Annotated in this window: 24 protein-coding genes; 6 read left to right on the forward strand and 18 right to left on the reverse strand. The window is 58.4% G+C overall.

All coding sequences use genetic code 11. From position 1 onward, the window contains the following. Window positions 1–151: 151 nt before the first annotated feature. The 7 genes from NA647_RS13355 to NA647_RS13385 form a co-directional block, all read right to left on the reverse strand. On the reverse strand, window positions 152–652 hold the full coding sequence (locus NA647_RS13355; RefSeq protein WP_256048641.1) for a DUF934 domain-containing protein: 501 nt from the start codon (window positions 650–652) through the stop codon (window positions 152–154). Then, window positions 636–2,294, reverse strand: coding sequence for a nitrite/sulfite reductase (locus NA647_RS13360; protein WP_256058103.1), 1,659 nt, complete (start codon window positions 2,292–2,294; stop codon window positions 636–638). Before NA647_RS13360 ends, NA647_RS13355 begins: the two co-directional genes overlap by 17 nt. Window positions 2,295–2,648: 354 nt before the next feature. Beyond that, window positions 2,649–2,867: a DUF2970 domain-containing protein gene (locus tag NA647_RS13365; protein WP_131648666.1), complete on the reverse strand. Its 219-nt coding sequence runs from the start codon at window positions 2,865–2,867 to the stop codon at window positions 2,649–2,651. 89 nt (window positions 2,868–2,956) lie between these two features. After that, window positions 2,957–3,406: a 3-phosphoshikimate 1-carboxyvinyltransferase gene (locus tag NA647_RS13370; protein ID WP_256058104.1), complete on the reverse strand. Its 450-nt coding sequence runs from the start codon at window positions 3,404–3,406 to the stop codon at window positions 2,957–2,959. Window positions 3,407–3,453: 47 nt separating this feature from the next. After that, window positions 3,454–4,797 (reverse strand): leucine-rich repeat-containing protein kinase family protein, encoded by a 1,344-nt coding sequence (locus NA647_RS13375; protein ID WP_256058105.1) that lies wholly within the window; start codon window positions 4,795–4,797, stop codon window positions 3,454–3,456. A gap of 105 nt (window positions 4,798–4,902) precedes the next feature. Then, complete coding sequence (locus tag NA647_RS13380; protein ID WP_256058106.1) at window positions 4,903–5,955, reverse strand: RNA methyltransferase; 1,053 nt, start codon at window positions 5,953–5,955, stop codon at window positions 4,903–4,905. Window positions 5,956–6,023: 68 nt separating this feature from the next. After that, complete coding sequence (locus NA647_RS13385) at window positions 6,024–7,172, reverse strand: MFS transporter (RefSeq protein ID WP_256058107.1); 1,149 nt, start codon at window positions 7,170–7,172, stop codon at window positions 6,024–6,026. Window positions 7,173–7,373: 201 nt separating this feature from the next. Between NA647_RS13385 and NA647_RS13390 the strand changes: the two genes are divergently transcribed. From NA647_RS13390 to NA647_RS13400, 3 genes are all read left to right on the forward strand, one after another. Continuing rightward, window positions 7,374–7,676, forward strand: coding sequence for a DUF1883 domain-containing protein (locus NA647_RS13390; RefSeq protein ID WP_256058108.1), 303 nt, complete (start codon window positions 7,374–7,376; stop codon window positions 7,674–7,676). A gap of 150 nt (window positions 7,677–7,826) precedes the next feature. Next, the gene (locus tag NA647_RS13395; protein ID WP_256058109.1) at window positions 7,827–8,342 is read left to right on the forward strand and encodes a MarR family winged helix-turn-helix transcriptional regulator; all 516 of its coding nucleotides are present in this window, start codon (window positions 7,827–7,829) and stop codon (window positions 8,340–8,342) included. Next, window positions 8,335–9,246: a DMT family transporter gene (locus NA647_RS13400; protein ID WP_256058110.1), complete on the forward strand. Its 912-nt coding sequence runs from the start codon at window positions 8,335–8,337 to the stop codon at window positions 9,244–9,246. The genes NA647_RS13395 and NA647_RS13400 overlap by 8 nt, the downstream gene beginning before the upstream one ends. 5 nt (window positions 9,247–9,251) lie before the next feature. On the opposite strand, the gene NA647_RS13405 is transcribed toward NA647_RS13400, so the two are convergent. The 5 genes from NA647_RS13405 to metH all read right to left on the reverse strand — a co-directional run bounded on the left by NA647_RS13405 (window position 9,252) and on the right by metH (window position 15,475). Next, window positions 9,252–9,548 (reverse strand): chorismate mutase, encoded by a 297-nt coding sequence (locus NA647_RS13405; RefSeq protein ID WP_256058111.1) that lies wholly within the window; start codon window positions 9,546–9,548, stop codon window positions 9,252–9,254. Window positions 9,549–9,700: 152 nt separating this feature from the next. Next, on the reverse strand, window positions 9,701–10,159 hold the full coding sequence (locus NA647_RS13410; protein WP_256058112.1) for a GNAT family N-acetyltransferase: 459 nt from the start codon (window positions 10,157–10,159) through the stop codon (window positions 9,701–9,703). Window positions 10,160–10,231: 72 nt separating this feature from the next. After that, the gene (gene bla / locus NA647_RS13415) at window positions 10,232–11,131 is read right to left on the reverse strand and encodes a class A beta-lactamase (RefSeq protein WP_256058113.1); all 900 of its coding nucleotides are present in this window, start codon (window positions 11,129–11,131) and stop codon (window positions 10,232–10,234) included. 183 nt (window positions 11,132–11,314) lie between these two features. After that, entirely contained in the window at window positions 11,315–11,647 is a 333-nt protein-coding gene (locus tag NA647_RS13420; protein ID WP_256058114.1) for a DUF5629 family protein, read from the reverse strand. Between the two features lie 135 nt (window positions 11,648–11,782). Then, the gene (metH, locus tag NA647_RS13425; protein WP_256058115.1) at window positions 11,783–15,475 is read right to left on the reverse strand and encodes a methionine synthase; all 3,693 of its coding nucleotides are present in this window, start codon (window positions 15,473–15,475) and stop codon (window positions 11,783–11,785) included. Window positions 15,476–15,793: 318 nt separating this feature from the next. Between metH and nfuA the strand changes: the two genes are divergently transcribed. From nfuA to NA647_RS13440, 3 genes are all read left to right on the forward strand, one after another. Further along, window positions 15,794–16,378 carry a Fe-S biogenesis protein NfuA gene (gene nfuA / locus NA647_RS13430; protein WP_131648677.1) on the forward strand — a complete coding sequence of 195 codons (585 nt, stop codon included), beginning with the start codon at window positions 15,794–15,796 and terminating at the stop codon, window positions 16,376–16,378. 139 nt (window positions 16,379–16,517) lie between these two features. After that, window positions 16,518–17,501, forward strand: a complete 984-nt coding sequence (locus tag NA647_RS13435) for a response regulator (RefSeq protein ID WP_256058116.1) — start codon at window positions 16,518–16,520, stop codon at window positions 17,499–17,501. A 3-nt stretch (window positions 17,502–17,504) separates the two neighbouring features. Further along, entirely contained in the window at window positions 17,505–18,506 is a 1,002-nt protein-coding gene (locus tag NA647_RS13440) for a sensor domain-containing diguanylate cyclase (RefSeq protein WP_256058117.1), read from the forward strand. On the opposite strand, the gene NA647_RS13445 is transcribed toward NA647_RS13440, so the two are convergent. From NA647_RS13445 to NA647_RS13470, 6 genes are all read right to left on the reverse strand, one after another. Further along, window positions 18,466–19,569, reverse strand: coding sequence for a DNA topoisomerase IB (locus NA647_RS13445; RefSeq protein WP_256058118.1), 1,104 nt, complete (start codon window positions 19,567–19,569; stop codon window positions 18,466–18,468). The genes NA647_RS13440 and NA647_RS13445 overlap by 41 nt on opposite strands. A 106-nt stretch (window positions 19,570–19,675) precedes the next feature. After that, window positions 19,676–19,840, reverse strand: a complete 165-nt coding sequence (locus tag NA647_RS13450) for a hypothetical protein (RefSeq protein ID WP_168423712.1) — start codon at window positions 19,838–19,840, stop codon at window positions 19,676–19,678. A gap of 109 nt (window positions 19,841–19,949) precedes the next feature. Continuing rightward, window positions 19,950–20,642, reverse strand: coding sequence for a DUF421 domain-containing protein (locus NA647_RS13455; RefSeq protein ID WP_256058119.1), 693 nt, complete (start codon window positions 20,640–20,642; stop codon window positions 19,950–19,952). Window positions 20,643–20,667: 25 nt separating this feature from the next. Further along, window positions 20,668–20,955, reverse strand: a complete 288-nt coding sequence (locus NA647_RS13460) for a hypothetical protein (RefSeq protein ID WP_256058120.1) — start codon at window positions 20,953–20,955, stop codon at window positions 20,668–20,670. Window positions 20,956–20,980: 25 nt separating this feature from the next. Then, window positions 20,981–21,262: a hypothetical protein gene (locus NA647_RS13465; RefSeq protein WP_197444746.1), complete on the reverse strand. Its 282-nt coding sequence runs from the start codon at window positions 21,260–21,262 to the stop codon at window positions 20,981–20,983. 154 nt (window positions 21,263–21,416) lie between these two features. Beyond that, complete coding sequence (locus NA647_RS13470; RefSeq protein ID WP_256058121.1) at window positions 21,417–21,686, reverse strand: hypothetical protein; 270 nt, start codon at window positions 21,684–21,686, stop codon at window positions 21,417–21,419. Window positions 21,687–21,731: the final 45 nt, after the last annotated feature.

The following is a 21,731-nucleotide window of genomic DNA, read 5'->3' on the forward strand; positions in this document are numbered from 1 at the left end:
AGGAATTGGTCATGAAAGCACTGGCAGAAAAAATCATGGAAACGTTCGGCAGGAAGCAGCCAGCCAAAGTCGCCCAAATCGAACATCCCAACTTCTGGATGTATCAGTGACAAAAAAACCCGCCAAACGGCGGGTTTTTTGTACAGCTGAATCAGCCCTGTCGGCGACGGAACAGTGGCAGCGGCTCATCCACGGCGGACTGGTACGTCACCGAGAAATCCTTCAGACCTTCCAATGCATCGTAGGGGTCGCGATCGGCGCGTACGGCATAGGCATCGAAACCACAGCGGCGCATGAGAAACAGCTGATCGCGCAGCACGTCGCCAATGGCACGAATTTCCCCTTTGTAGCCGTAGCGTTCACGTAACAGGCGCGCACTGGAGAAATGACGACCGTCAGTAAACACCGGGAAATTCAGCGCCACGACCTGGAAGTGTTCGAGATCGTCGACGATGTCCTCGATGGCTTCGTCGGCCTCCAGCCAGATGCCCAGGCCGCCATCACGCACCTTGAGGGCATGGGCGTGATCGGTCCAAAGCCGCATCGGCACGATTACATCGTCGCTGTTCGGCACGTCCGTCAGGGCGGCGTCACTGGGCAGCAGGTGCCAGGTCTCGTCGACGACCTGATCGTGCTTAATGATTCGCTGCATAGACGCGCTCCTTGAAAGGATCGATGCCGATGCGGCGGAAGGTGTCGAGAAACTGTTCATCTTCGTTACGTTGCTCCACGTAGACGGCAATGATTTTTTCGATGACGTCGGGCATCGCGTCCTGGGCGAAGGACGGGCCGAGGATCTGGCCAAGGGTGGTATCGCGCCCCGAGCTGCCGCCAACCGAAACCTGGTAGAACTCGGCGCCCTTCTTGTCGACGCCAAGGATGCCGATGTGACCGACATGATGGTGGCCGCAGGCATTCATGCAGCCAGATATGTTCAGGTCCAGATCGCCGATGTCGAACAGATAATCAAGGTCATCGAAGCGACGCTGGATGGCGTCGGCAATCGGGAGCGACTTGGCATTGGCCAGCGAACAGAAGTCACCGCCTGGGCAGCAAATGATGTCAGTGAGCAAGCCGATGTTCGGCGTGGCGACGCCCAATTCACGCAGCTCGTGCCATAGCTCGAACAGGCGCGATTGCTCGACGTCGGCGAGGATCATGTTCTGTTCGTGCGAGTTGCGTACTTCGCCGAAGCTGTAGCGGTCGGCGAGATCGGCGATCATGTCCAGCTGCTTGTCGGTGACGTCGCCGGGCGCAACGCCGGTGCTCTTCAGCGACAGCGTTACCGCCGCGTAACCGGGTTTCTTGTGCGCGACCACGTTGCGCTCGCGCCAGCGCGCAAAGCCGGCGTGCTCGGTGTCTAGCTGGCGGAGGGCATCGTCCTGATCATCCAGGGTCTTGTATGGAGGATCGACGAAATACTGGCTGACCCGTTGGACTTCCTCATCGTTCAAGGTGCTGGGACCGTCCTTGAGATGTTCCCATTCAGCATCGACACGTTCAGCGAACACTGCCGGCGTCAGAGCCTTGACCAGGATCTTGATGCGCGCCTTGAACTTGTTGTCACGACGGCCATAGCGGTTGTACACACGCAGGATGGCTTCGAGATAGGTAAGCAGGTGCTTCCAGGGCAGGAATTCATTGATGAAGCTGCCGACGATGGGGGTACGCCCCAAACCACCACCGACAGCGACGCGGAAGCCCAGTTCGCCTTCGGCGTTCTTCACCGCTTCGAGGCCGATATCGTGTACGCCGATCGCCGCGCGATCGCTTGCCGCGCCGTTGATGGCGATTTTGAACTTGCGTGGCAGGCGAGCAAATTCGGGATGGAAGGTCGACCACTGGCGGATGATTTCGCACCATGGGCGTGGATCGATCAGCTCATCCTTGGCCACGCCAGCGAACTGGTCTGTGGTGGTGTTGCGAATGCAGTTGCCGCTGGTTTGGATAGCGTGCATCTGCACTGTGGCGAGTTCGGCAAGTATCTCCGGGACGTCTTCGAGATCCGGCCAGTTCAGCTGGACGTTGGTACGGGTACTGATGTGGGCGTAACCCTTGTCGTACTTGCGAGTGATCTCGGCCAGTTTGCGAATTTGCATCGAGGAAAGTAGGCCATAGGGCACCGCGATGCGTAGCATAGGTGCGTAACGCTGGATATACAGACCGTTCTGCAGGCGCAGCGGCAGGAATTCAGCGTCAGTCAGCTCGCCGGCCAGGTAACGGCGGGTCTGTTCGCGGAACTGGTTGACGCGTTCTTTGACGATCTGGTGATCGTACTGGTCGTAAACGTACATTGAGTGTCCTGTTCAGGCTGTCTACAGCTTGTCGCGCGCACGGCCGCGCACCCATCAGGGAGGCAGCAAGATACCAGCTAGCGGTTATACGCAAAAGTGATGTTTGGGAATATGTTTAGAACGAAACGCCGCTTATTGAGCATTTAAACCCCTCACCTTGAGCGCCTCGCTTGCGTGGTCTTAACTGCAAGCAGACGAGCTCTCAACAACAAGGGGAAACAGCTATGTCGGAGCCTTCCAACCAACGTGGTAATGACAGTAGAGCAGACGCTGCCGCCATCTTCGTTCTGATTCTTCTGGCGGTAGCGACAGCGATTTTCTGGGTCAGCCATCAGTAAACGGCAGCGCGCCGATTTACAGCCCCACGAGATAGAGCACTAGTTTGACTACGCCGAGAATCACCAAGACGAACACTACGGTGAAACCCAGACCCAACAGGATGAAGTGGCTGGGCTTGCCGTGACTGAAGTCGCGAGCGCGATTCTTGCCGCTTTGCACGCCCAGTGCTCCGGCCAGAATGCTTTGCAGCATTTGCCGCAGGGTCAGAGATTTGCGCTCTTGCTCGTCGCTCATAGACACCTCGAAGCTATGGTCTGCCAGGAGTCTAGTCAGTATTCAGCGATGTGGACGGCATCCGCAAATCTTATGGTCAGGGCCTGGATTCAGTGACCCTTGAACCAGTCCCAAAGGCCAACGGAGTGATTCGGCAGCAGGTTGATGCCAAGTGCCGACTTGAGCAAGTACAGCACGACCAGTCCCACCAATACGGAAAAGAACAGGAACAAGGTGATCGCAATGGCCTTGGTTATCAATGACAGGTTGCGCTGGCCCCGCGTCAGGCCGCGCTTGTTACGCCCTCCGACCAGGACGAAATAGTACTGGTTGTTCCAAATACTGAAGGTGCCGCGTAGGTCGATTTTATGTCGTGCCCATGAGCGTGTGGCGAAGGCGCTACGAAGTCCTAACAATTGCTGTTCGGTGAAGCTCTCGCGAAGCGCTTCGGGTAGGCGCTGCTTCAGGCCAATGATGAACGGATCATGCTTTAGCGCAGCGGCGTTTTCAGTGGCCGGGTAACGGGCGGAGCTTTCGTTGTCAGAGTCGGAAGGAAGCATAGCGTCAGGTTGCCGTCAGTACAGGGATTAGGCGCAACCTCATGCAACTAACTGGCCGGGATGAGGCTAACTTGGTCAAATTTTTTCAGTTCGCGCTGCAGCTCGCTGAAACGAGGCCTATGCGCTGGGTTGTCGAGCAGGCATCGGCGCTGCAGCGTGTGGAGTCGTTGAACCTGCAGATGGCCATCGCTAACGTCACAGCGTTCCAGCAATTCTTCGAGCAAGCAGCCAAATGCTCGTACTTCAAGTCGTTCGAGAGACTGGCCCTGAACGCTTTGCGGTGAATAGAAGGAGGCTGCGCCGAAGTCGCTTAGCAAGGTATCTCCGTTTGGATCGACTAACAGGTTATGGCCATAGAGATCACCGTGAAGAATGCCACGCTGATGAAGATGGCTGACCACCGAGGTCACGCTAGTGGCGATGCGTAACACCTGGCCGACTGAAAAACGTCGCTCCGCTTCGTAGCAGTCGCGGGTGCAGCTGGCGAGCGATGGTGGTCCAGCCAGTGGCCGGTAGGACGATGCAATGAGCTCCATGAGCAAACCCGGCAGCGTATCGAGGCCTTCGGCCAGCGGTCCGGCGATACCAATCAGACTGGGATGCTCGCCGGCTGCGATGCATGCGGCCATCTCGCTGTGCGGCAGGCCGTCGCTGGTTACAGTGCCTTTAAACAATTTGACGGCCATGGCCCGTGGCACCTGGTCGTCGTATTGCCAATTGGCCTGATGAATAACGCCGGAAGCCCCCTGGCCGAGCATGTCACCCAGCGTGATTTCGTCACGGCCGATGGGTGGCAGCGGATGTTGCGCCAGCGTCTCTGCCTCGATCGTGTCGCTGAATGGATTGCCGGCAAAGGCGAGCCAGGCGAGCCGAGGCATGGTTAGCAGCCAGTCGGGCAGTGCAGGCAGTTGGTTTGCGGCAATGCGCAGCAACTCCAGATTGAGACAGCGGGACAGGCCCTCGGGCAGTGCTTGCAGCCGATTGCCGGCGAGCATCAGTTTTTGCAGCCGCGCGCAGCGACCTATCTCATCGGGCAGGGATTCGAGCTGATTGTCGGTGAGAATCAGCCAGCGGAGCTTGGGTGGCAGCGCCTCGGCGGGCAGGCGCCGGATACGGTTGGCCTTGAAACCGATCATCTCCAGATTCGGGCACTTGCCGAGCGCCGCCGGAACCTCCGTGAATGCATTGTCCGAGCAAAACAGAATGCGCAGCTTGCGTAGCCGCCATAGATCAGGCGGCAGGCTGCTGAGTCGGTTGCCCGAAAGGTTGAGTACTTCCAAGCTATCGGCCAGGTCGAAAATCTCACGGGGAAAGATTTCAAGCTGTTCCGACAGATCCAGTCGCGTGGCGCCTGTCAGCTCGCCGCTTTTCAGTTGTGCCAGTGTGTGCATGCTGTTTCCGTGCGAGCTGACTGTCGTGGCAAAAGATATGGTTGTTGCTGCCAAGGCGGCCAGCGGGTCAGTGCGCTACGACACTGAAGAATCCCCGGCGTTCCGTCAGCCCTTTGATGCAGGCTCTTCCATCGGTTCTTGCCGCTGACGGATGACTCGCTCAGCGCGAGCGCGAAGTTGCCCGCAGCCGCCATCGATGTCCTGGCCGGCAGAGTTACGTACCTTGGTCAAAACGCCGTTTTGGTGCAGGTAACGCATGATCTGATGGATGCGATCAGCGCTAGGACGCTGGAATTCATCATCGTCGAGGCTGTTATAGGGAATCACATTCATGATCGCGAACTTCCCCTTGAGCAGCCGGATGAGGCCGTCCATTTCCTCCTGGCTATCGTTGATGCCCTTGAGCAACGTCCACTGGTACTGAATCGGATAGTCGACCAGGCGCGCATAGGCTTCACCCAGTTCGACTAGCTCAGCAGGGTCGAACACCGGTGCTCGGGGCAGCAACTCGCGGCGTAGCGCCGCATCGGTACTGTGCAGCGATAGCGCCAGCGCGGGACGTATCTTCTGCTGGGGCAAACGCTCGAATACACGTGGATCGCCTACGGTGGAAAACACCAGATTCTTGTGCCCAATGCCGCCGTCGGTGCCAAGCAGGTCGATGGCCTCGAGCACGTTATCGAGGTTATGGGCCGGCTCGCCCATGCCCATGAACACGACCTTCTTTACCGGGCGGAAGCGCCGCGCAAGGGCGATCTGGGCGACGATCTCGGCACTGCCTAGCTGGCGCAGCAGGCCGCTTTTGCCCGTCATGCAGAACACGCAGCCGACCGCACAACCGACCTGGCTGGAGACGCATAGACCATCGCGAGGCAGGAGTACGCTTTCCACCATCTGACCGTCAGCCAGTTCCACCAGCAAACGCGCGGAACCGTCATTACCTGGATGCTCGGAGCGCAGCCGGGCCAGGCGTTCAATGGTTTCGCTGACGGCGGGGAGGCCGGTGCGTACCGATAGTGGCAGAAAGTCTTCGGTTTTCTGATGCCGGGTACCGACGTCCAGCGCCTGGCCTTTGAGCCAAGCACGCGTGACCCGACCGATGTGGACGGGCTTTGCACCAATTTCGGCGAGCTGTTGATGGATATCGTGGATGCGCATAGGGCGCGCATTCTAGCCAAAGGGCGCGAGCGGGTCTGTAGTGGGGTAAGCAGCTCTGCGTCGCGAGATTATTCGTTGAAGCGACGACCACCCAATGCAAGGCTGGCTAGCAGCACAGCAAGAAGGCCAAAGGCGAGGGTAAGTGATCCATAGTGAGCTATGACCCCAATCAGAGCTGGACCGGCAAGCACCCCAGCGAAGCCGATGGTGGTTGCGGCAGTAATGGCCTGATGCACCGGCATGCTGCGCTGGCGGCTCAGGGAGGAGATGAGCACGGGCGAGACATTGGCGCAGCCCAGCCCACAAAAGCCATAACCGATGAGCGCCAGCGCCCAGTGCTCGGTCACGAGGCTCAGGCCGACGCCGATCGCTGCCAACAGCCCCCCAAAACCAATCACGCGCGCCGTCCCCAGCGCGTTCACGATAGGCCCACCGGCGAAACGGCCAATCGTGACCATCAATGCGAAGCTCGCGTAGCCCAGGCCGCCCTTGGCCGTCTCTAATGACTTTTGTTCGGTGAGGTAGAGGGCGCTCCAGTCCAGTATCGCGCCCTCGGCCAAGTAAACGACGAAGCACAGGGCGCCGACCAGCAGCACCATGCCGGTGGGGCGAATGAAGGCGACCCCGCCGGCCGGCGCTTTGTCCCGTAGAAATCCGGGAGTCACGACAAGGTTCGCCACTGCGATGACGGCGATCATCAGCAAAGTGCCGGTTAGCGGTGCGAGACCCAGCGTCAGTGCGACGGTGAGTGCCAGCGCACCGCAGATTGAGCCCAGGCTGAACATGCCGTGAAAGTTCGACATATGCCGCTTACCGGTGTCGCGCTCGATCATCACGCCTTGAATGTTGAGCACCACATCGATGACGCCGAGACTGCCACCGAAAAAGAACAGCGAAAGTGCCAGCAACCAGATCGATTCGGTCATGGCCATGCCGCCCAGTGCGACGAGTAATAACGCCACGCTGGACAGCACGACCGGGCGAATCCCGTAGCGGGTTACCAGCAACCCGGACAGCGGCATCCAGGTCAGCGAACCGATACCGATGCACAGCAGTAGGGTGCCGAAAAGCGCATCGCTCATCTCGATGCGCTCACGTACATAAGGCACCAGCGGCGCCCAGATGGACAGGCCGAACCCGGCCATGAAAAAGCCGACGCGGGCGGCGCGGCGAGCAACGGGCGAAGCGGCATCGACGGAGAGGCTTGCCGCAGACATGCACGGGTATCCTTGATAAGCAGGTGATTTCAGACGCTGGGCGCCAGAGCCGATTGTGCAGGCGGCTTGGTGTCAAAGGACAGTGGAAAATATCGTTGCAGACGCGGTAGCGGGGCAATGCGAGCCAGCGCTCGACTCGCCAGTGGTGGATGCGGCCGTGGTAATCTGCGCCTTTGCCAGTAACGCGGTCCGGAGCGGTACATGAAGTTCATACACCAGCGCGAACACCTCAACGAAGACGACTTCGTGATTATCGAATGTTCGCAGCCCTGCAACATCCGTCTGATGAACGACAAGAATTTCCGCAGTTTTAGAAATGGCGGCAGACATACCTACCATGGTGGTGCCTTCGACAAGTTTCCGGCGAAGATCAAAGTACCCAACACCGGATTCTGGAATATCACCATCGACACGGTAACGCGCAGAGCTATTAGTGTTACTCGCAAGCCGGCACTCACGCATTCGATCAAAATCGTCCGCAATTCGCCCTCTCAGCTGAAGTAACCAATCCAGTTCGGATGCGTGCACCTGGCTGCGCGCTCGATTGCCGGGCAAGTGTCATTCGTCGCCGCGCTCACGTAAGCCGTGTTATCGCTTGCCTTCCTTGTCTCGTCTATTTAGCTTTAGGTAAAGATTCTTTCCCTGGAGTTATTCATGTACAAGCCCGAGGCTGGTGACCATGTCGACGACGTATTGGCCCAGTGGCGCAACGTGCGTCCTGAAAGCGACACATCGCCGATGGCGATATTCACGCGCGTATTTCGGCTTTCCAAGTACCTCAACCGCAGCATTGCCGCCGTGTTCCGTACGTACGGCCTCCATGACGGCGAGTTCGATTTGCTCGCGACGCTGTACCGTGCGGGTCAGCCACAGGGGCTGACCCCAAACGCGCTTCGCCACGCCGCAGTGCTCAGCTCTGGTGCGATGACCAATCGGCTCGATCGACTTGAAGCCGCGGGGCTGATTCAGCGTGTCGCCAATCCGGCAGACCGCCGCAGTCTGTTGATCCGCCTCAGCGACGAAGGGCAGGCCGTGCTGCTCGGCTGTCTCGATGAGTACCTGGCTACCCTGCATCGCATGCAGGCGCCACTCGATGAGGAACAGAAGCGGGCCCTGGCGAATGGATTGCGCGCGCTGCTGCTGACGCTGGAGGAGCAGGGCGATGACTAAAATAACCCGTGGCGTTACCCGCGCGCATTTGGGCATGGTGCTCTGGGCGTTGTTTGTTGGCCTGTCCTTTCCCGCGGTGGGGCTGATGAGCGAAGGGCTACCGCCGCTGCTATTGACCGCCATCCGCTTCAGCATTGCTGCGTTGGCACTGCTCCCGTTGTTGTGGCGACAGGAGGAGCGCTGGCCGAGCGTTCCAGGGCTGCTGCTGTATGCGTTGATGGGCCTGAGTCTGGCTGGCTTTTTCGGCACGATGTTTTGGGCCGCGCACCGTGTCAGCGCGTTGTCGATGGCCACGCTGTTCGTCAGTGTGCCCCTGCTGGCCTACTGCATTGGCCGTGGTTTGGGTGTCGAGCAAGCAGCGGGGCGGTTACTGGCGATTCTCACGTTGGGTGCGTTCGGCGCACTTGGTCTAGCTATCGCTGAAAACAACGGGGATCTTTCCGAGCTGAAATTCGGCTTTGGCGAACTGGCATTCTTTTTCGGCTGCATCGCCTCGGCGTTGTACCCGGTGTTGAGCAAGTGGGGCTTGCATCGCGGCGTACTGGCCCGGCAGGCAGGATTACGGACTTTCTGGAGTCTGTTCATGGGCGCGATACTGATCGGCATGCTGGGGCTGATCTGGGAGCAGCCGGCTGCATTGATGCGGATGGATTTGAGGGATACGGCCTTGGTCATCTATCTTGGCGTGTTCTCGAGCGGCATGACCTTTTTTCTGCAGCAGCGGGCCACGGCGGTGCTGACTCCAGGCGCGGTCACTGCTTACAGCTATCTGGTCCCGTTCGTGTCGATGGTGCTGCTGTTTGTCGCCCAACCACAACGAATCGGCTGGCATTGGCTACCGGGCAGCCTGATGGTGGTTCTGGCTATCGCGCTATTGCTGCGGCGTGGCGAAGGTCATGAATAACTGAATCAGTTCATAGGCGATGTGTGTTCAATTAGTTCTGCCTCAATGAAGCCAGCGATCATGGCTCGATAGACTTGTTCAGTAACCGTCTGGTCGGCATGCAACTCCGCTGCCAGCGCCTTGACCTTTGCAATCACCTGTTCGACGCGCTGGGGTGCTCTTACATCAGCGGTAGTCTTTTTGAACGCTGCGGCGCGCTTCACGTAGCTGCCGCGTTCGGCTAGCAGCGTAACGATCCTTCGGTCGATACGATCGATATTGTCTCGGACGTCTTCAATCGAGTTACATTCGTGGATATTCATTGAAGCTCCTTGGTTGCGGAGTTGACCAGCAGGCTCTGTCCGGACAGGCCGAAAGACCGCAACTTGCTATGCCTGAAATTTCGGTATCGCTCTAAGCCACCGGCAAAGCCCGTGACGCCTTCTGACTGCCTGACCGAACGATGTCGAATGAATTAACCATCGCTCAGGTCGAGAAAGTAACTGTGAAATTCGTTGTCCCTGACATATCCCAACGACTCATAGAGACGTTGAGCAGTGGTATTGGTCTTGGCTGTTTCAAGCGACAGGCCCTTGGCGCCGGTTGCTAGTGCATGTTCATGGGCGCGGTTCATTAGCATCCGCCCGATGCCGCTGCCTCGGGCGCTTTCGGCCACGTAGAGATCATTCAATATCCACGAGCGCTGAGCGGAGATGGACGAGAAGACGGGGTAAAGCTGAGTGAAGCCTATATAACTTCCTGCTGCGTCCCTCGCGTAGAAGATCGTTGACTCTTCATTACGGATGCGCTCGGCGAGAAAGTCGCGGGCTAGCGCGAGATCGGAGGGTTGCCCGTAGAACATCCGATAGGCATCGAATAGCAGGGCAACGCGCCCTACATCGTCATGCTCGGCTCGCAGGATTTCAGGTTGCATGGTTTGCCTTCGCTTTTTGATGGAATGCCGCGACGTTAGTTGAGCCGGATCGCGACGCCGCCTTGTACAGGCTTACTCCACTAACAGTTCGTAAATCGTCCTACCCAGCTCGGCGAACGCCGCGTTGCGGTCGTCGAACGAGGCGACCGTATCGGTCATATAAATGCTGACGATCAAGGGGTGCTGTTGAGGCGGCCAGATGACGGCCACGTCGTTCATGGTGCCATGATCGCCTCCACCGGTTTTGTCGCCGATCCTCCAACTGGCTGGTATGCCGGCCCGCAACTTGGCATCGCCAGTCTTGTTGGCTATCAGCCAATCATTCAGCTGCCGTTGTGATGAAGCGGAGAGAGCATCGCCGAACATCATGACATCGACGCAGTGCGCCATGGCGGCAGGCGTCGTGGTATCTCGCGGATCGCCGGGTGTCGCTGCGTTTAGCTCGGTTTCCCAGCGATCGAGCCGGGTCTTCGTGTCGCCGAGCGACCGGGCAAATTCGGTGACCCCGCCTGGCCCGCCGAGCTGTTCGAGTATGAGGTTGCCCGCCGTGTTGTCGCTGTGCGTCAGCGCAGCCTTGCACAGCTGCGCGAGGGTCATACCATCACCACCGGCCTGACTTTTCGTAACCGGTGAGTAGTCGACGACATCGGCAATCTCGAAGCGGACGATTCGATCGAGTTGATCGCGACCCGCATCAACGTGCGTCAGTAGGCTGCCCGAGGCGAGCAGCTTGAAGGTACTGCACATGGGGAAGCGTTCATCTGCCCGGTACGCCCAGTGCATTTCAGCGTCAGAGCTTCTGACTACCGCGCCGATGCGTGCGCCGAGTCTGGCTTCCAGCTCCTTTGCCTTACCGATGAAGACGTTTTCCGAGGCATCGTTCGTACCGCCACCCGAAAGCATGGACGCGCAAACGCTACCGGCGGCGAGGCTGGCTGCAGCTGAGATAAAGCGCCGTCTCGTTAGGCTCAATACAGCATTCCTCAGAAGCCGGGTCGCGAAAAAAGATGCTCCAAGTATCTGAGCAAGCGAAGTTGCATGGAGGTCCCGAAGTGCCCACAGGCCGGCTTATCGGGACCGTGGAAATCGATCAGATGCGCGCAACGTCTGCTTGAGGCAGAATTTCCTGACGCGCAGAAGCCGTCTGACCCGCTCTCATTCGTCTTCGTTGCAAGCGCTGATCGCGCCCAGGCATTTGAGGCGATGTTGAGGAGGTTCGCCGAGCGCCCAGCTGTCGTCTTCGACATCGTGTTGCGCTTCCATCACGGCGTTATAGCTGAACGACCACCGGCGCCGTTCACGCCCGTCCAGCGACTCTATACGCAGCACTATCTCTTCGCTGGAGAAAGACTCGTTGGCGAGCGCTGCTGCCTCGGCGCGATCCAGCAGATCGTCGTTGAGATTGAATTCGAATGCGTGCAGCCCATCGATTTCGAGCATGTCGGCAGTTTCGAGCTGGTCAAGCAGATAGAGTGGCGAGGTGGGCATGGTTGGCGTCCAGGTAGTCGACAGGATAGATAGGTAGGAGCGGCTCGCAAACTGCACAGCAGGACGCCCGTCAATATGTGCCTTCACGAGCGAGAGCCACGCGTTACTCCCGCTCTACAGGCCGACATTGCCTCGTTAGTCGTCGTATCCTAGGTTAGGCATCAACCAGCGCTCGGTCACGGCCAGCTCCTGACCTTTGCGTTTGCTGTAGCGTTCGACCTGATCCTTGTCGATCTTGCCGACTGCGAAGTATTGCGCTTGCGGATGTGCAAAATACCAGCCGCTGACCGCTGCTGTTGGGAACATCGCATAGTGTTCCGTCAGGGTCACCTGACTGACGCCATCGGCATCAAGTAACTGGAACAACGTGCCTTTTTCGGTGTGATCGGGGCAAGCCGGATAGCCGGGGGCAGGGCGGATGCCCTTGTATTGCTCCCTGATCAGCTCTTCATTGCTGAGCTGCTCCTCAGGATCGTAGCCCCACCATTGCTTACGCACCTGCTGGTGCAGCCACTCTGCGCAGGCTTCAGCGAGGCGATCGGCGAGTGCCTTCACCATGATCGAGTTGTAGTCGTCCCCGGCGTCCTGATAGGCCTTGGCAACTTCCTCAGCGCCGATGCCAGCCGTAGTGATGAAGCCGCCCACATAATCGGTGACACCGCTGTCCTTCGGCGCAACAAAGTCGGCGAGGGAGAAGTTCGGCTTGCCGTCAGTCTTCACCGTTTGTTGACGCAAGTGATGCAGGGTAGCGAGGGCTTCGCCATTGTCACCATAGACCTGGATATCGTCTTCGTCGACCTGATTGGCCGGCCAAAAGCCGAAGACGGCACGGGCCTTGATCAGTTTTTCATCGACCAGCTTGTTAAGCATCGCTTGGGCATCGTTGAACAGTGACGTGGCGGCTTCACCGACGATCTCGTCCTCCAGGATGCGCGGGTATTTGCCGGCCAGATCCCAGGAGATGAAGAATGGCGTCCAGTCGATGTAATCGACCAGCGTGCGCAGGTCGATGTCTTCCAATACTTTGCGGCCGGTGAAGGTCGGTTTGACGGGCAAATAGCTGGCCCAATCGAACTTGGGTTTGACCGCAACAGCCTCGGCATAGGTCAGGCGTTCGGTGCGGGCGCTACGATTGGCGGTGCGCTCACGGATCATCGCGTACTCTTCCCGGGTTTTCTGCGCGAAAGCCGGCTTCAGTTCTTTCGACAGAAGCGTCGTGGCTACACCGACCGCACGCGAGGCATCGGTGACGTACACCACCGCATCGTTCTTGTAGTGCGGATCGATCTTCACCGCGGTGTGGGCCTTGGATGTGGTCGCGCCGCCGATCATCAGCGGGAGATGGAAGTCCTGACGCTGCATCTCGCGCGCAACGTGCACCATCTCGTCCAGGGACGGGGTGATCAGGCCGGACAGGCCGATGATGTCGCACTTCTCGGCGATAGCCGTCTGCAGGATTTTTTCCGCCGGCACCATGACGCCCATGTCGACCACGTCGTAACCGTTACAACCGAGCACCACGCCGACTATGTTCTTGCCGATGTCATGCACGTCGCCCTTGACTGTGGCCATGAGGATCTTGCCCTTGGCTTCCGGCTTGTCGCCTTTTTCCGCTTCGATGAAGGGAATCAGGTGCGCCACGGCCTGCTTCATTACGCGGGCGGACTTGACCACCTGTGGCAAAAACATCTTGCCCGAGCCGAACAGGTCGCCAACAACGTTCATGCCCGACATGAGTGGGCCCTCAATGACCTCGATGGGCCGCGCACATTGCTGGCGGAACTCTTCGGTGTCCTGAACGATATGGGTGGTGATGCCTTTGACCAGCGCATGCTCCAACCGCTTCTCAACGGTGTAGCCGCGCCACTCTTCGGTTTCCGCTTCCTTGACGCTGCCGTCGCCCTTGAACTCGTCTGCGATGGCCAGCAGCGCCTCGGTACCATTAGGCGTCCGGTTGAGCACCACATCCTCGACCGCATCGCGCAGCTTCTTCGGGATCTCGTCGTAGATCTCCAGCTGGCCAGCGTTGACGATACCCATGGTCAGGCCATTCTGGATGGCATAGTAGAGAAAGACCGAGTGAATCGCCTCGCGCACCGGGTTGTTGCCGCGAAACGAGAACGACACGTTGGATACGCCGCCCGAGGTCAGGGCGTGGGGGAGGTTGTCGCGGATATAGGCGCAAGCTTCGATGAAGTCGACGGCGTAGTTGTTGTGCTCTTCGATGCCCGTGGCGACGGCGAAGATGTTCGGGTCGAAGATGATGTCTTCCGGCGGGAAGCCAACTTCACTGACCAGGATGTCATAGGAGCGCTGGCAGATTTCGCGTTTGCGCTCAGCAGTGTCGGCCTGGCCGGCTTCGTCGAAGGCCATCACCACCACAGCGGCGCCGTAGCGCTTGCACAAGCGCGCATGGTGCTTGAACGCCTCGACGCCTTCCTTCATGGAGATCGAGTTGACGATGCCTTTGCCCTGGATGCACTTAAGGCCGGCTTCGATCACTTCCCACTTGGAGGAGTCGATCATAATCGGCACGCGGGAGATGTCGGGCTCGCCGGCGATCAGATTGAGGAAGGTCACCATCGCCTTCTTCGAATCCAACATGCCCTCATCCATGTTGATGTCGATCACCTGAGCGCCGGCTTCAACCTGCTGCAGAGCAACTTCCAGCGCCTCGGTGTAGTTGTCTTCGCGGATCAGGCGGGCAAAACGGGCAGAGCCAGTGATGTTGGTGCGTTCACCGACGTTGACGAACAGCGAACTGCGGTCGATGGTGAAGGGCTCGAGGCCTGACAGCCGGCACGCCTTTGGAATGTCCGGGATGACCCGCGGCGCGTACTTGGCAACTGCTTTAGCAATCGCCTCGATGTGGCCGGGCGTCGTGCCGCAGCAACCGCCGACTATGTTGAGAAAGCCGCTGGCGGCGAATTCCTCGACGACCCGGGCCATTTCCTCGGGACTTTCATCGTACTCACCGAAGGCGTTTGGCAAGCCGGCGTTGGGGTGCGCCGAAACATGGGTCTCGGCCTTGTTCGACAGTTCTTCCAGATAGGGCCGCAACTCCTTGGCACCCAGCGCGCAGTTCAGCCCGACGGAGATCGGTTTAGCGTGGCGTACAGAGTTCCAGAAGGCCTCGGTGGTCTGCCCGGACAGGGTACGGCCGGAGGCGTCGGTAATGGTGCCGGAGATCATGATTGGCAACTCGAAACCGATTTCCTCGAACACTTCCTGCACGGCAAATATCGCGGCTTTGGCATTGAGCGTGTCGAAGATGGTTTCGATCAGGATCAGGTCGGAGCCGCCTTCGATCAGGCCGCGGGTGGCTTCGGTGTAATTCTCCACCAACTCGTCGAAGGTGACGTTGCGGTATCCCGGGTTGTTCACGTCCGGTGACAGCGAGCACGTCCGGCTGGTCGGACCAAGTACGCCGGCAACGAAGCGTGGACGGTCAGGGGTTTCGGCCGTCTTGGCATCGGCGGCCTGACGAGCGAGGCGGGCGCCTTCGACGTTCAGCTCGTAAACCAGCTCTTCCATGCCGTAATCGGCCTGGGATACGCGGGTGGCATTGAAAGTGTTGGTTTCGACGATATCTGCCCCGGCGTCGAAGTAGGCTTTCTCGATCGAACTGATGGCGTCTGGACGGGTGAGGATCAACAGGTCATTGTTGCCCTTGAGATCCTGTGGCCAGTCGGCGAACCGCTCGCCGCGGTAGTCGGACTCCTCCAGTTTGTAGCTCTGGATCATGGTGCCCATGCCGCCGTCGAGAATCAGGATGCGCTCTTTTAGCGCCTGCTGGAGTGCCTGGAGACGGGCGTTGCGGTCGAGCATGGGGGACTACCTGGGAGTTGATTACGTGACCGGGAATGATAACAAAGCTGCACGCTGTTTGATCGTTCGCCGGTTTGAATGAGTTTTGCTCATGTTCGTTCGGAGCGGGCACAAACGTTGGGCCGGCCGAAGTCACCGAGGCGCCTGAAATCGGAGCAATGATTGCGCAAAAAATAGGAATGCAATCCACTGGTTTGCCAGGGACTGGGAGACACCAGAATTCTGAAATCAGAAAATGCTATTTCCTACTAAAACACTAGGACTTTATCCCGCGCATTGGTTGGCGTACACTGCCGGCCATGTATGAGAGGAGTTCCCATGAGCGCCATTACCATTACCGAAGCTGCACACGATTACCTGGCCGAGCTGCTCGAGAAGCAGAACACCACCGGGATTGGCATCCGGGTTTTCATTACTCAGCCCGGTACGCCATACGCCGAAACCTGCATCGCTTATTGCAAGCCCGGGGAAGAAAAGCCGGATGACGTTGCGATTGCGCTAAAGCGTTTCACGGCCTGGATCGATGGCGTCAGCGAGCCCTTTCTTGAAGATGCTTTGGTGGATTACGCCACCGATCGCATGGGCGGTCAGCTGACCATCAAGGCACCCAATGCCAAGGTCCCCATGGTTAACGAAGACAGCCCGCTAAACGAGCGCATCAATTATTACCTGCAAACCGAAATCAACCCGGGGCTTGCCAGCCATGGTGGGCAGGTCACCTTGATCGATGTAGTCGACGAAGGAGTGGCTGTGCTGCAGTTCGGTGGTGGTTGCCAAGGGTGCGGACAGGCTGACGTTACGCTCAAGGAAGGTATCGAGAAGACGCTGTTAGAGCGGATCCCCGAACTCAAGGGCGTGCGTGACGTAACTGACCATACCAATCGGGATAACGCCTACTATTAAGACGTAACTGCCTTAAAAATAGGCATTCCCGCCAGCCTCATGGCGAAATGCCATTATCGTTATGTGTCGCCTCCACGGCGCTCGTTTGCTGAGATAAGCTGTCCACATTCCGGAGGCTGACCACGTGAGCGAGCGCTGCATGTCTATCGTTTCCCTATTGATTTGCGATGATTCGAGCCTGGCGCGCAAGCAGTTGCTGCGCGCGCTTCCGGCTGCCTGGCCATTGGATATTCACCAGGCGGCAAGTGGCCGTGAGGCACTCGAACGCATTCGTGAGGGCGTCGTCGATGTGCTACTGCTCGACCTGACGATGCCGGACATGGACGGCTATCAGGTGCTCGGCGCGCTGCGTGACGAATGCCTTGAATGCAAAGTCATCGTCATCTCGGCAGACGTCCAGGATGAGGCCGTGCGACGCGTGCTGGAGTTGGGTGCGCTTGCATTCATTCGCAAACCCGCCGATCCGGTGCATTTGCAACAGACCCTGGCAAGCTTCGGGTTATTAGGCGATGAATTGCCGTTGCTTGGTCAGCGGAATACCGGACAAATCCCGTTTCGCGACGCGTTTCGCGAGGTGGTGAACGTCGCGATGGGGCGTGCAGCAGCGCTCTTGGCGAGAGTGCTCGGCGTTTTTGTTCAGCTGCCCATTCCCAATGTGAACATTTTCGAAGTCGGCGAGCTGCACATGGCACTAGCCGATGCGGCCCAGGGCGACAAGCTTACAGCGGTCTGCCAGGGCTATATTGGTGGCGGTATAGCAGGCGAGGCGCTGCTGATCTTTCATGACTCGGAAATGGCCGATATGGCGGTCTTAATGGGCGCTGAGGATTACCGCGAACTCGAGATGCTGCTCGATCTGTCGAGTCTGTTGATCAGTGCATGCCTCAGCGGCATCGCCGAACAAATCGACTTGGTGTTTTCCCAAGGACACCCGCAAGTGCTTGGCCAGCACGCATCGATCGACGAGCTCATCCGTGTTAATCGCCAACGCTGGAAAAATACCCTTGCGGTAGAAATCAGCTACAGCATCGAAGCCCACGATGTACATTTCGACCTGCTGTTGCTGTTCACCGAAGATTCGGTTGAGCTGCTGTCCCGTAAACTCGCGTACCTGATGGACTAAGCAATGTCCGACTCGAACAATCTGAGCGAACTTCACTGGCTGCTGGCGATCGTTCAGAGCATTGATGTCGGTGTCGTAGTAATGGACCGCCAATACCGTATCGATGTGTGGAATACGTTCATGGAGAACCGATCCGGGCGGTTACCTGAAGAAGCGCGAAAGAAATCGTTCTTCGAGCTGTTTCCGGAAGTGGACGAGCAGTGGTTCCGGCGCAAGGTGGAAAACGTCGCAACGCTCGGCACGCCTTCATTCACTGTTTGGGAGCAGCGTCCGTACCTGTTACGGTTCAAGAATTACCAGCCCATCACCGGGCTGGAAGACTTCATGTATCAGAACACCACACTGCTGCCGTTGAAGGGGCTCGGCGGCTGCATCGAGCAGATTTGCCTGATCATTTACGACGTGACCGATGTCGCAACCAACCGCCGTCAGCTGCAAGCGGCAAACCAGGAGCTGCAACGGTTATCCAGCACTGACCGTCTGACAGGTCTGTTCAACCGGGGCCATTGGGAAGAGATGCTGCGTCAGGAATATGCACGGCATTGCCGCTACGAACGCAACGCGGCGCTGGTGATGTTCGACATTGACCATTTCAAGAAAATCAACGACACCTACGGCCATCAGGCTGGCGATGCCGTCATCCAGCAGACGGCTGAAATCATTCGTACGAGTATGCGAGACGCCGATACCGCCGGGCGCTACGGCGGCGAAGAATTCGTGGTGTTGCTGCCTGATACCGATAGTGAGGGTGCGCTATCAGTCGCAGAACGGCTTCGTCAGTCTATCGAGGCGCATGAAGTCAACTACGAAGGTCATAGCATTCGCTTCACCGTCAGCCTTGGCATCGCCGATCTCAGCCAGCCCATCAGCGGCTATGCACAATTGATAGAACGGGCCGACAACGCGCTGTATGCCTCCAAATCGGCGGGGCGCAACCGGGTAACGGTTTACCAGAAAGTGGGCATTACTGCGGATTGCGTTCGGCAAGAAAATTCAAAAGCGTGACCTCCGCGCTGCTTAGCCATTTACGTTTTCGCGCCTTTGGCAGCCGCGCGAGTTCACCGGCTGCGAAGGCATCGAGCACGTCGGGATGGATGTAGCACTGGCGACAGACCGCCGGCGTGTTACCGAGCTGCTGGGACACATTCTTGACCGTTTCGACCAGGTTGCTGCGCGCAACCGCTTCCGGTTGCCAATCACATTTGCGCAAATATTCGAGGGCCAGCGCGCTGCCTGCCCAGGTGCGATAGTCCTTGGCCGTGAAGTCGCCGCCAGTCATATCCTGAAGGAACAGATTCACGTCGCCTGAACTGACCGGGTGGCGCTGACCTTCTTCATCCAGATACTGGAACAGATGCTGGCCGGGCAGCTCCATGCAACGGCGCATGATGCGCGCCAGCCGCTGATTCTTCAGCGTGACCTGATGCTCCACGCCACTCTTGCCGCGAAATTGAAAGCGAATCGCCGCGCCTCGTACATCCACATGGCGCGTGCGCAATGTCGTCAGACCGTAGGATCGGTTTTCACGCGCGTATCGTGAGTTGCCGACACGAATCAAAGTCGATTCGAGCAACTGCACGACAAGTGCCATGACCTTCTCCCGCGGCATGCCGCGCAGTGCCAAGTGTTGCTCCAGGCGAGCCCGCAGCCTGGGCAGGGCCGCGCCGAACGCCAGGATGCGTTCGTACTTGTCGCTGTCGCGAATTTCTCGCCAGCGGACGTGATAGCGATATTGCTTGCGACCGCGTGCGTCTCGCCCGGTGGCCTGCATGTGGCCTTGCGGGTCTGGGCAGATCCAGACATCAACATAGGCCGGAGGGATAGCCAGCTTGTTGATTCGCGAAATTTCTGCCGGATCACGTATACGTTCTCCGCTCGGCAAAAAGTACGCGAATTTGCCCCTCAACACGCGGCGACTGATGCCGGGGCTGCGGTCGTCGACGTAATGAAGATCGGCAGGCAGCGGCGGGCACAGGGCGGTGCCCGTATCGAGTTGCTCGTCCGCGGGCACCGGACGCACGCCTTCCGCCGAGCCTAGAGGAGCCTCACTGCTCTGATCGACCAGCATTCGATACTCCTCTTCAAACGTCATTTGGCCCCGGACGGCGGGGTCGGCAATCGTCAGTCGGGGCAGGGGCGGCGGTGTAGCCGGCGAAAGCCGGCGCGTAGTCTGATCAGCTTTCTTTTTCCTCACTATTGCGCATCAACAACCGAATCGCGGCCACTAGCTCGTCGATCGCTTCGCGATAAATCGCCGGATCAGCGCTTGTCTCAGCATGGTCAGCGTGCTTTCGTGCGGTTTCGAGATGTTCATTTATCGAGGAATAGTCGCCTAGCATAAGTGTGCTCCTGAATAGCGAGTGAAAGGCGCAGTCGCGCTGAGGTGGCCCATCGCGCTGACCGTCTCTATAAGTGACCGATGTGGGCGGAGGGGGTTCGCGCCGCATGTCAGCGCAAGCGCGGATTGCTAAGCGCAATGCACCAGTGCTGGTTCTGGCAACGAGGACAAGTCGCGTGCTGCTGTTCGCCGATTACTTGCGGGTATCCGCAGCGCGTGCAGGCATATAGACCGCTGGAGGGCGCCTGCTGATATGCAGGCCGGTACTCGGCGGGTAGAACCGATAACCCGGGACGTATCGAGTCGTCGTCGTTGAAAAAAAGGCTCACGTCGCCGTCGGTTTCAAGAATGCCCAGGCGAACCTGCCCCAGGTGCTCGACGCCTTGCTGGCGCAACTCCATGAAGAATTCATCGGACGAAATGTTCAATCCTTCCAGGCTGTTCAGCTCATACAGCCCGTCTTTGATGATCGTTACCGGCTTGCCTTCCATCCAGTTTGAGAATCGCTCGCTGTGGCCCGACGCCCATACCGTGAGCCGGTAAAGCCCCAGCAGAGTAACGAACACCGCGGCAACGGGCAGTAGCGGTACATCCTCATAAAACGACACATCACCAGCGGCGGAACCGAGGGTCAAGATCACTACCAGTTCGAACAGCGACAGCTGCCTGATCCCGCGACGCCCGCTGATCTTCAAAAACAGAAAAACTGCACAGAAGGCAAAAAGCGCCCGTAGCGCCACTTCAGCGATAAACATCGGAGGAAAGCTATCCAGCAGCATGCGCTGCCAATCGAAAGGAGTCATTCAGAGTCTCGGCAGGTGAGGGTGGTCATCCGGCGATACCCGGTTGCTCAGGCATGGACCATGGGCTCAGCGATATCCCGTCCTTGCTGAGCTGCAGACGCGCATGTTCCAGCAGCCCGGCAAGGTGCAGCGGGGTCGTGTATTGGGAGCGCGCAATATGCGCAATGGAAAGAACTACATCGCCCGCCGCGTTGGTTACTCGCAGCGAAAAGCTAACGTCCTCGTTATCCGCCACGGTGGTGACATGGCAGGGTAAAAAAGCCATCTCGCTGATCCGCATGGCTTCGTCGAGTGTGAGCTGTTGACTGGTCATGGTTCCGCTCCCTCGTGATAGATGCTCAGTTTGCTGGGGCTACGTCGAAAACGAGGTCTACGCCATCGCCGCTACCGTCCCCGACGACCGAGCCCACCACTGGTTTGTGCGTCACCTGGCGGCCTTCATAGACTTCGCTAAGTCGCTGCTGCGCGACTTCGCATACATGATTGATCAGTCCGGTGAATTGAGCATCGCGGGGAATGATGAACTTCAAGGTGATGCAATGCGCCTCGGGCCCTTCTGGCAGATTCGCCAACCCGCTGCTATGCCACTGATCATTGACGTAGGCTTCTGCACCTTTCATGGCTCGCTCCTTTGGATTCACTTATTGCTGGGACCGTGAAACAGGCGAATGGATCAGTCGAACAAGCGGGGCGGCGATGCGTGGCGGTACCGCGAACACAACGCAAAAGACCCGGTGCTTGCGCAACCGGGCCTTTTGCTTTCGAAACCGATGCTTATTCGGGCATGTGCCAGGGGGCGAAGTGAACGCCCTGACGGCTCAGGTCGGCCCGTGCCTGCTCTAAGGATTCGCCAAGCTTGACGGGATCGGAATAGACAGTGCTGGAAAGTTTGCAATGACCAACAGCGCGAGACTCGCTGCCATCCACGACGGTGATACTGAGGTCGCCGTTACCTTCGAGCAGCGTCCAGGCGACGCACTGGAACGGCTTGAAGGCGCGGTCAGTAATAAGAAGGGCGTCGTTGAAACGAAGGGGGCTGTTCATGGGGGCATGTCTCTCTAGGTGATACCAAAATTCGGATTGAGCCTG

This window comes from Stutzerimonas stutzeri (assembly GCF_024448985.1).
Lineage (GTDB): Bacteria > Pseudomonadota > Gammaproteobacteria > Pseudomonadales > Pseudomonadaceae > Stutzerimonas > Stutzerimonas stutzeri_AP.

Excerpts from the sequence above, each read along its gene's own strand:
- NA647_RS13355 (WP_256048641.1), bottom strand. The coding sequence starts at position 652 with ATGCAGCGAATCATTAAGCACGATCAGGTCGTCGACGAGACCTGGCAC.
- NA647_RS13360 (WP_256058103.1), bottom strand. The coding sequence starts at position 2,294 with ATGTACGTTTACGACCAGTACGATCACCAGATCGTCAAAGAACGCGTC.
- NA647_RS13365 (WP_131648666.1), bottom strand. The coding sequence starts at position 2,867 with ATGAGCGACGAGCAAGAGCGCAAATCTCTGACCCTGCGGCAAATGCTG.
- NA647_RS13370 (WP_256058104.1), bottom strand. The coding sequence starts at position 3,406 with ATGCTTCCTTCCGACTCTGACAACGAAAGCTCCGCCCGTTACCCGGCC.
- NA647_RS13375 (WP_256058105.1), bottom strand. The coding sequence starts at position 4,797 with ATGCACACACTGGCACAACTGAAAAGCGGCGAGCTGACAGGCGCCACG.
- NA647_RS13380 (WP_256058106.1), bottom strand. The coding sequence starts at position 5,955 with ATGCGCATCCACGATATCCATCAACAGCTCGCCGAAATTGGTGCAAAG.
- NA647_RS13385 (WP_256058107.1), bottom strand. The coding sequence starts at position 7,172 with ATGTCTGCGGCAAGCCTCTCCGTCGATGCCGCTTCGCCCGTTGCTCGC.
- NA647_RS13390 (WP_256058108.1), top strand. The coding sequence starts at position 7,374 with ATGAAGTTCATACACCAGCGCGAACACCTCAACGAAGACGACTTCGTG.
- NA647_RS13395 (WP_256058109.1), top strand. The coding sequence starts at position 7,827 with ATGTACAAGCCCGAGGCTGGTGACCATGTCGACGACGTATTGGCCCAG.
- NA647_RS13400 (WP_256058110.1), top strand. The coding sequence starts at position 8,335 with ATGACTAAAATAACCCGTGGCGTTACCCGCGCGCATTTGGGCATGGTG.
- NA647_RS13405 (WP_256058111.1), bottom strand. The coding sequence starts at position 9,548 with ATGAATATCCACGAATGTAACTCGATTGAAGACGTCCGAGACAATATC.
- NA647_RS13410 (WP_256058112.1), bottom strand. The coding sequence starts at position 10,159 with ATGCAACCTGAAATCCTGCGAGCCGAGCATGACGATGTAGGGCGCGTT.
- NA647_RS13420 (WP_256058114.1), bottom strand. The coding sequence starts at position 11,647 with ATGCCCACCTCGCCACTCTATCTGCTTGACCAGCTCGAAACTGCCGAC.
- metH (WP_256058115.1), bottom strand. The coding sequence starts at position 15,475 with ATGCTCGACCGCAACGCCCGTCTCCAGGCACTCCAGCAGGCGCTAAAA.
- nfuA (WP_131648677.1), top strand. The coding sequence starts at position 15,794 with ATGAGCGCCATTACCATTACCGAAGCTGCACACGATTACCTGGCCGAG.
- NA647_RS13435 (WP_256058116.1), top strand. The coding sequence starts at position 16,518 with ATGTCTATCGTTTCCCTATTGATTTGCGATGATTCGAGCCTGGCGCGC.
- NA647_RS13440 (WP_256058117.1), top strand. The coding sequence starts at position 17,505 with ATGTCCGACTCGAACAATCTGAGCGAACTTCACTGGCTGCTGGCGATC.
- NA647_RS13445 (WP_256058118.1), bottom strand. The coding sequence starts at position 19,569 with ATGCTGGTCGATCAGAGCAGTGAGGCTCCTCTAGGCTCGGCGGAAGGC.
- NA647_RS13450 (WP_168423712.1), bottom strand. The coding sequence starts at position 19,840 with ATGCTAGGCGACTATTCCTCGATAAATGAACATCTCGAAACCGCACGA.
- NA647_RS13455 (WP_256058119.1), bottom strand. The coding sequence starts at position 20,642 with ATGACTCCTTTCGATTGGCAGCGCATGCTGCTGGATAGCTTTCCTCCG.
- NA647_RS13460 (WP_256058120.1), bottom strand. The coding sequence starts at position 20,955 with ATGACCAGTCAACAGCTCACACTCGACGAAGCCATGCGGATCAGCGAG.
- NA647_RS13465 (WP_197444746.1), bottom strand. The coding sequence starts at position 21,262 with ATGAAAGGTGCAGAAGCCTACGTCAATGATCAGTGGCATAGCAGCGGG.
- NA647_RS13470 (WP_256058121.1), bottom strand. The coding sequence starts at position 21,686 with ATGAACAGCCCCCTTCGTTTCAACGACGCCCTTCTTATTACTGACCGC.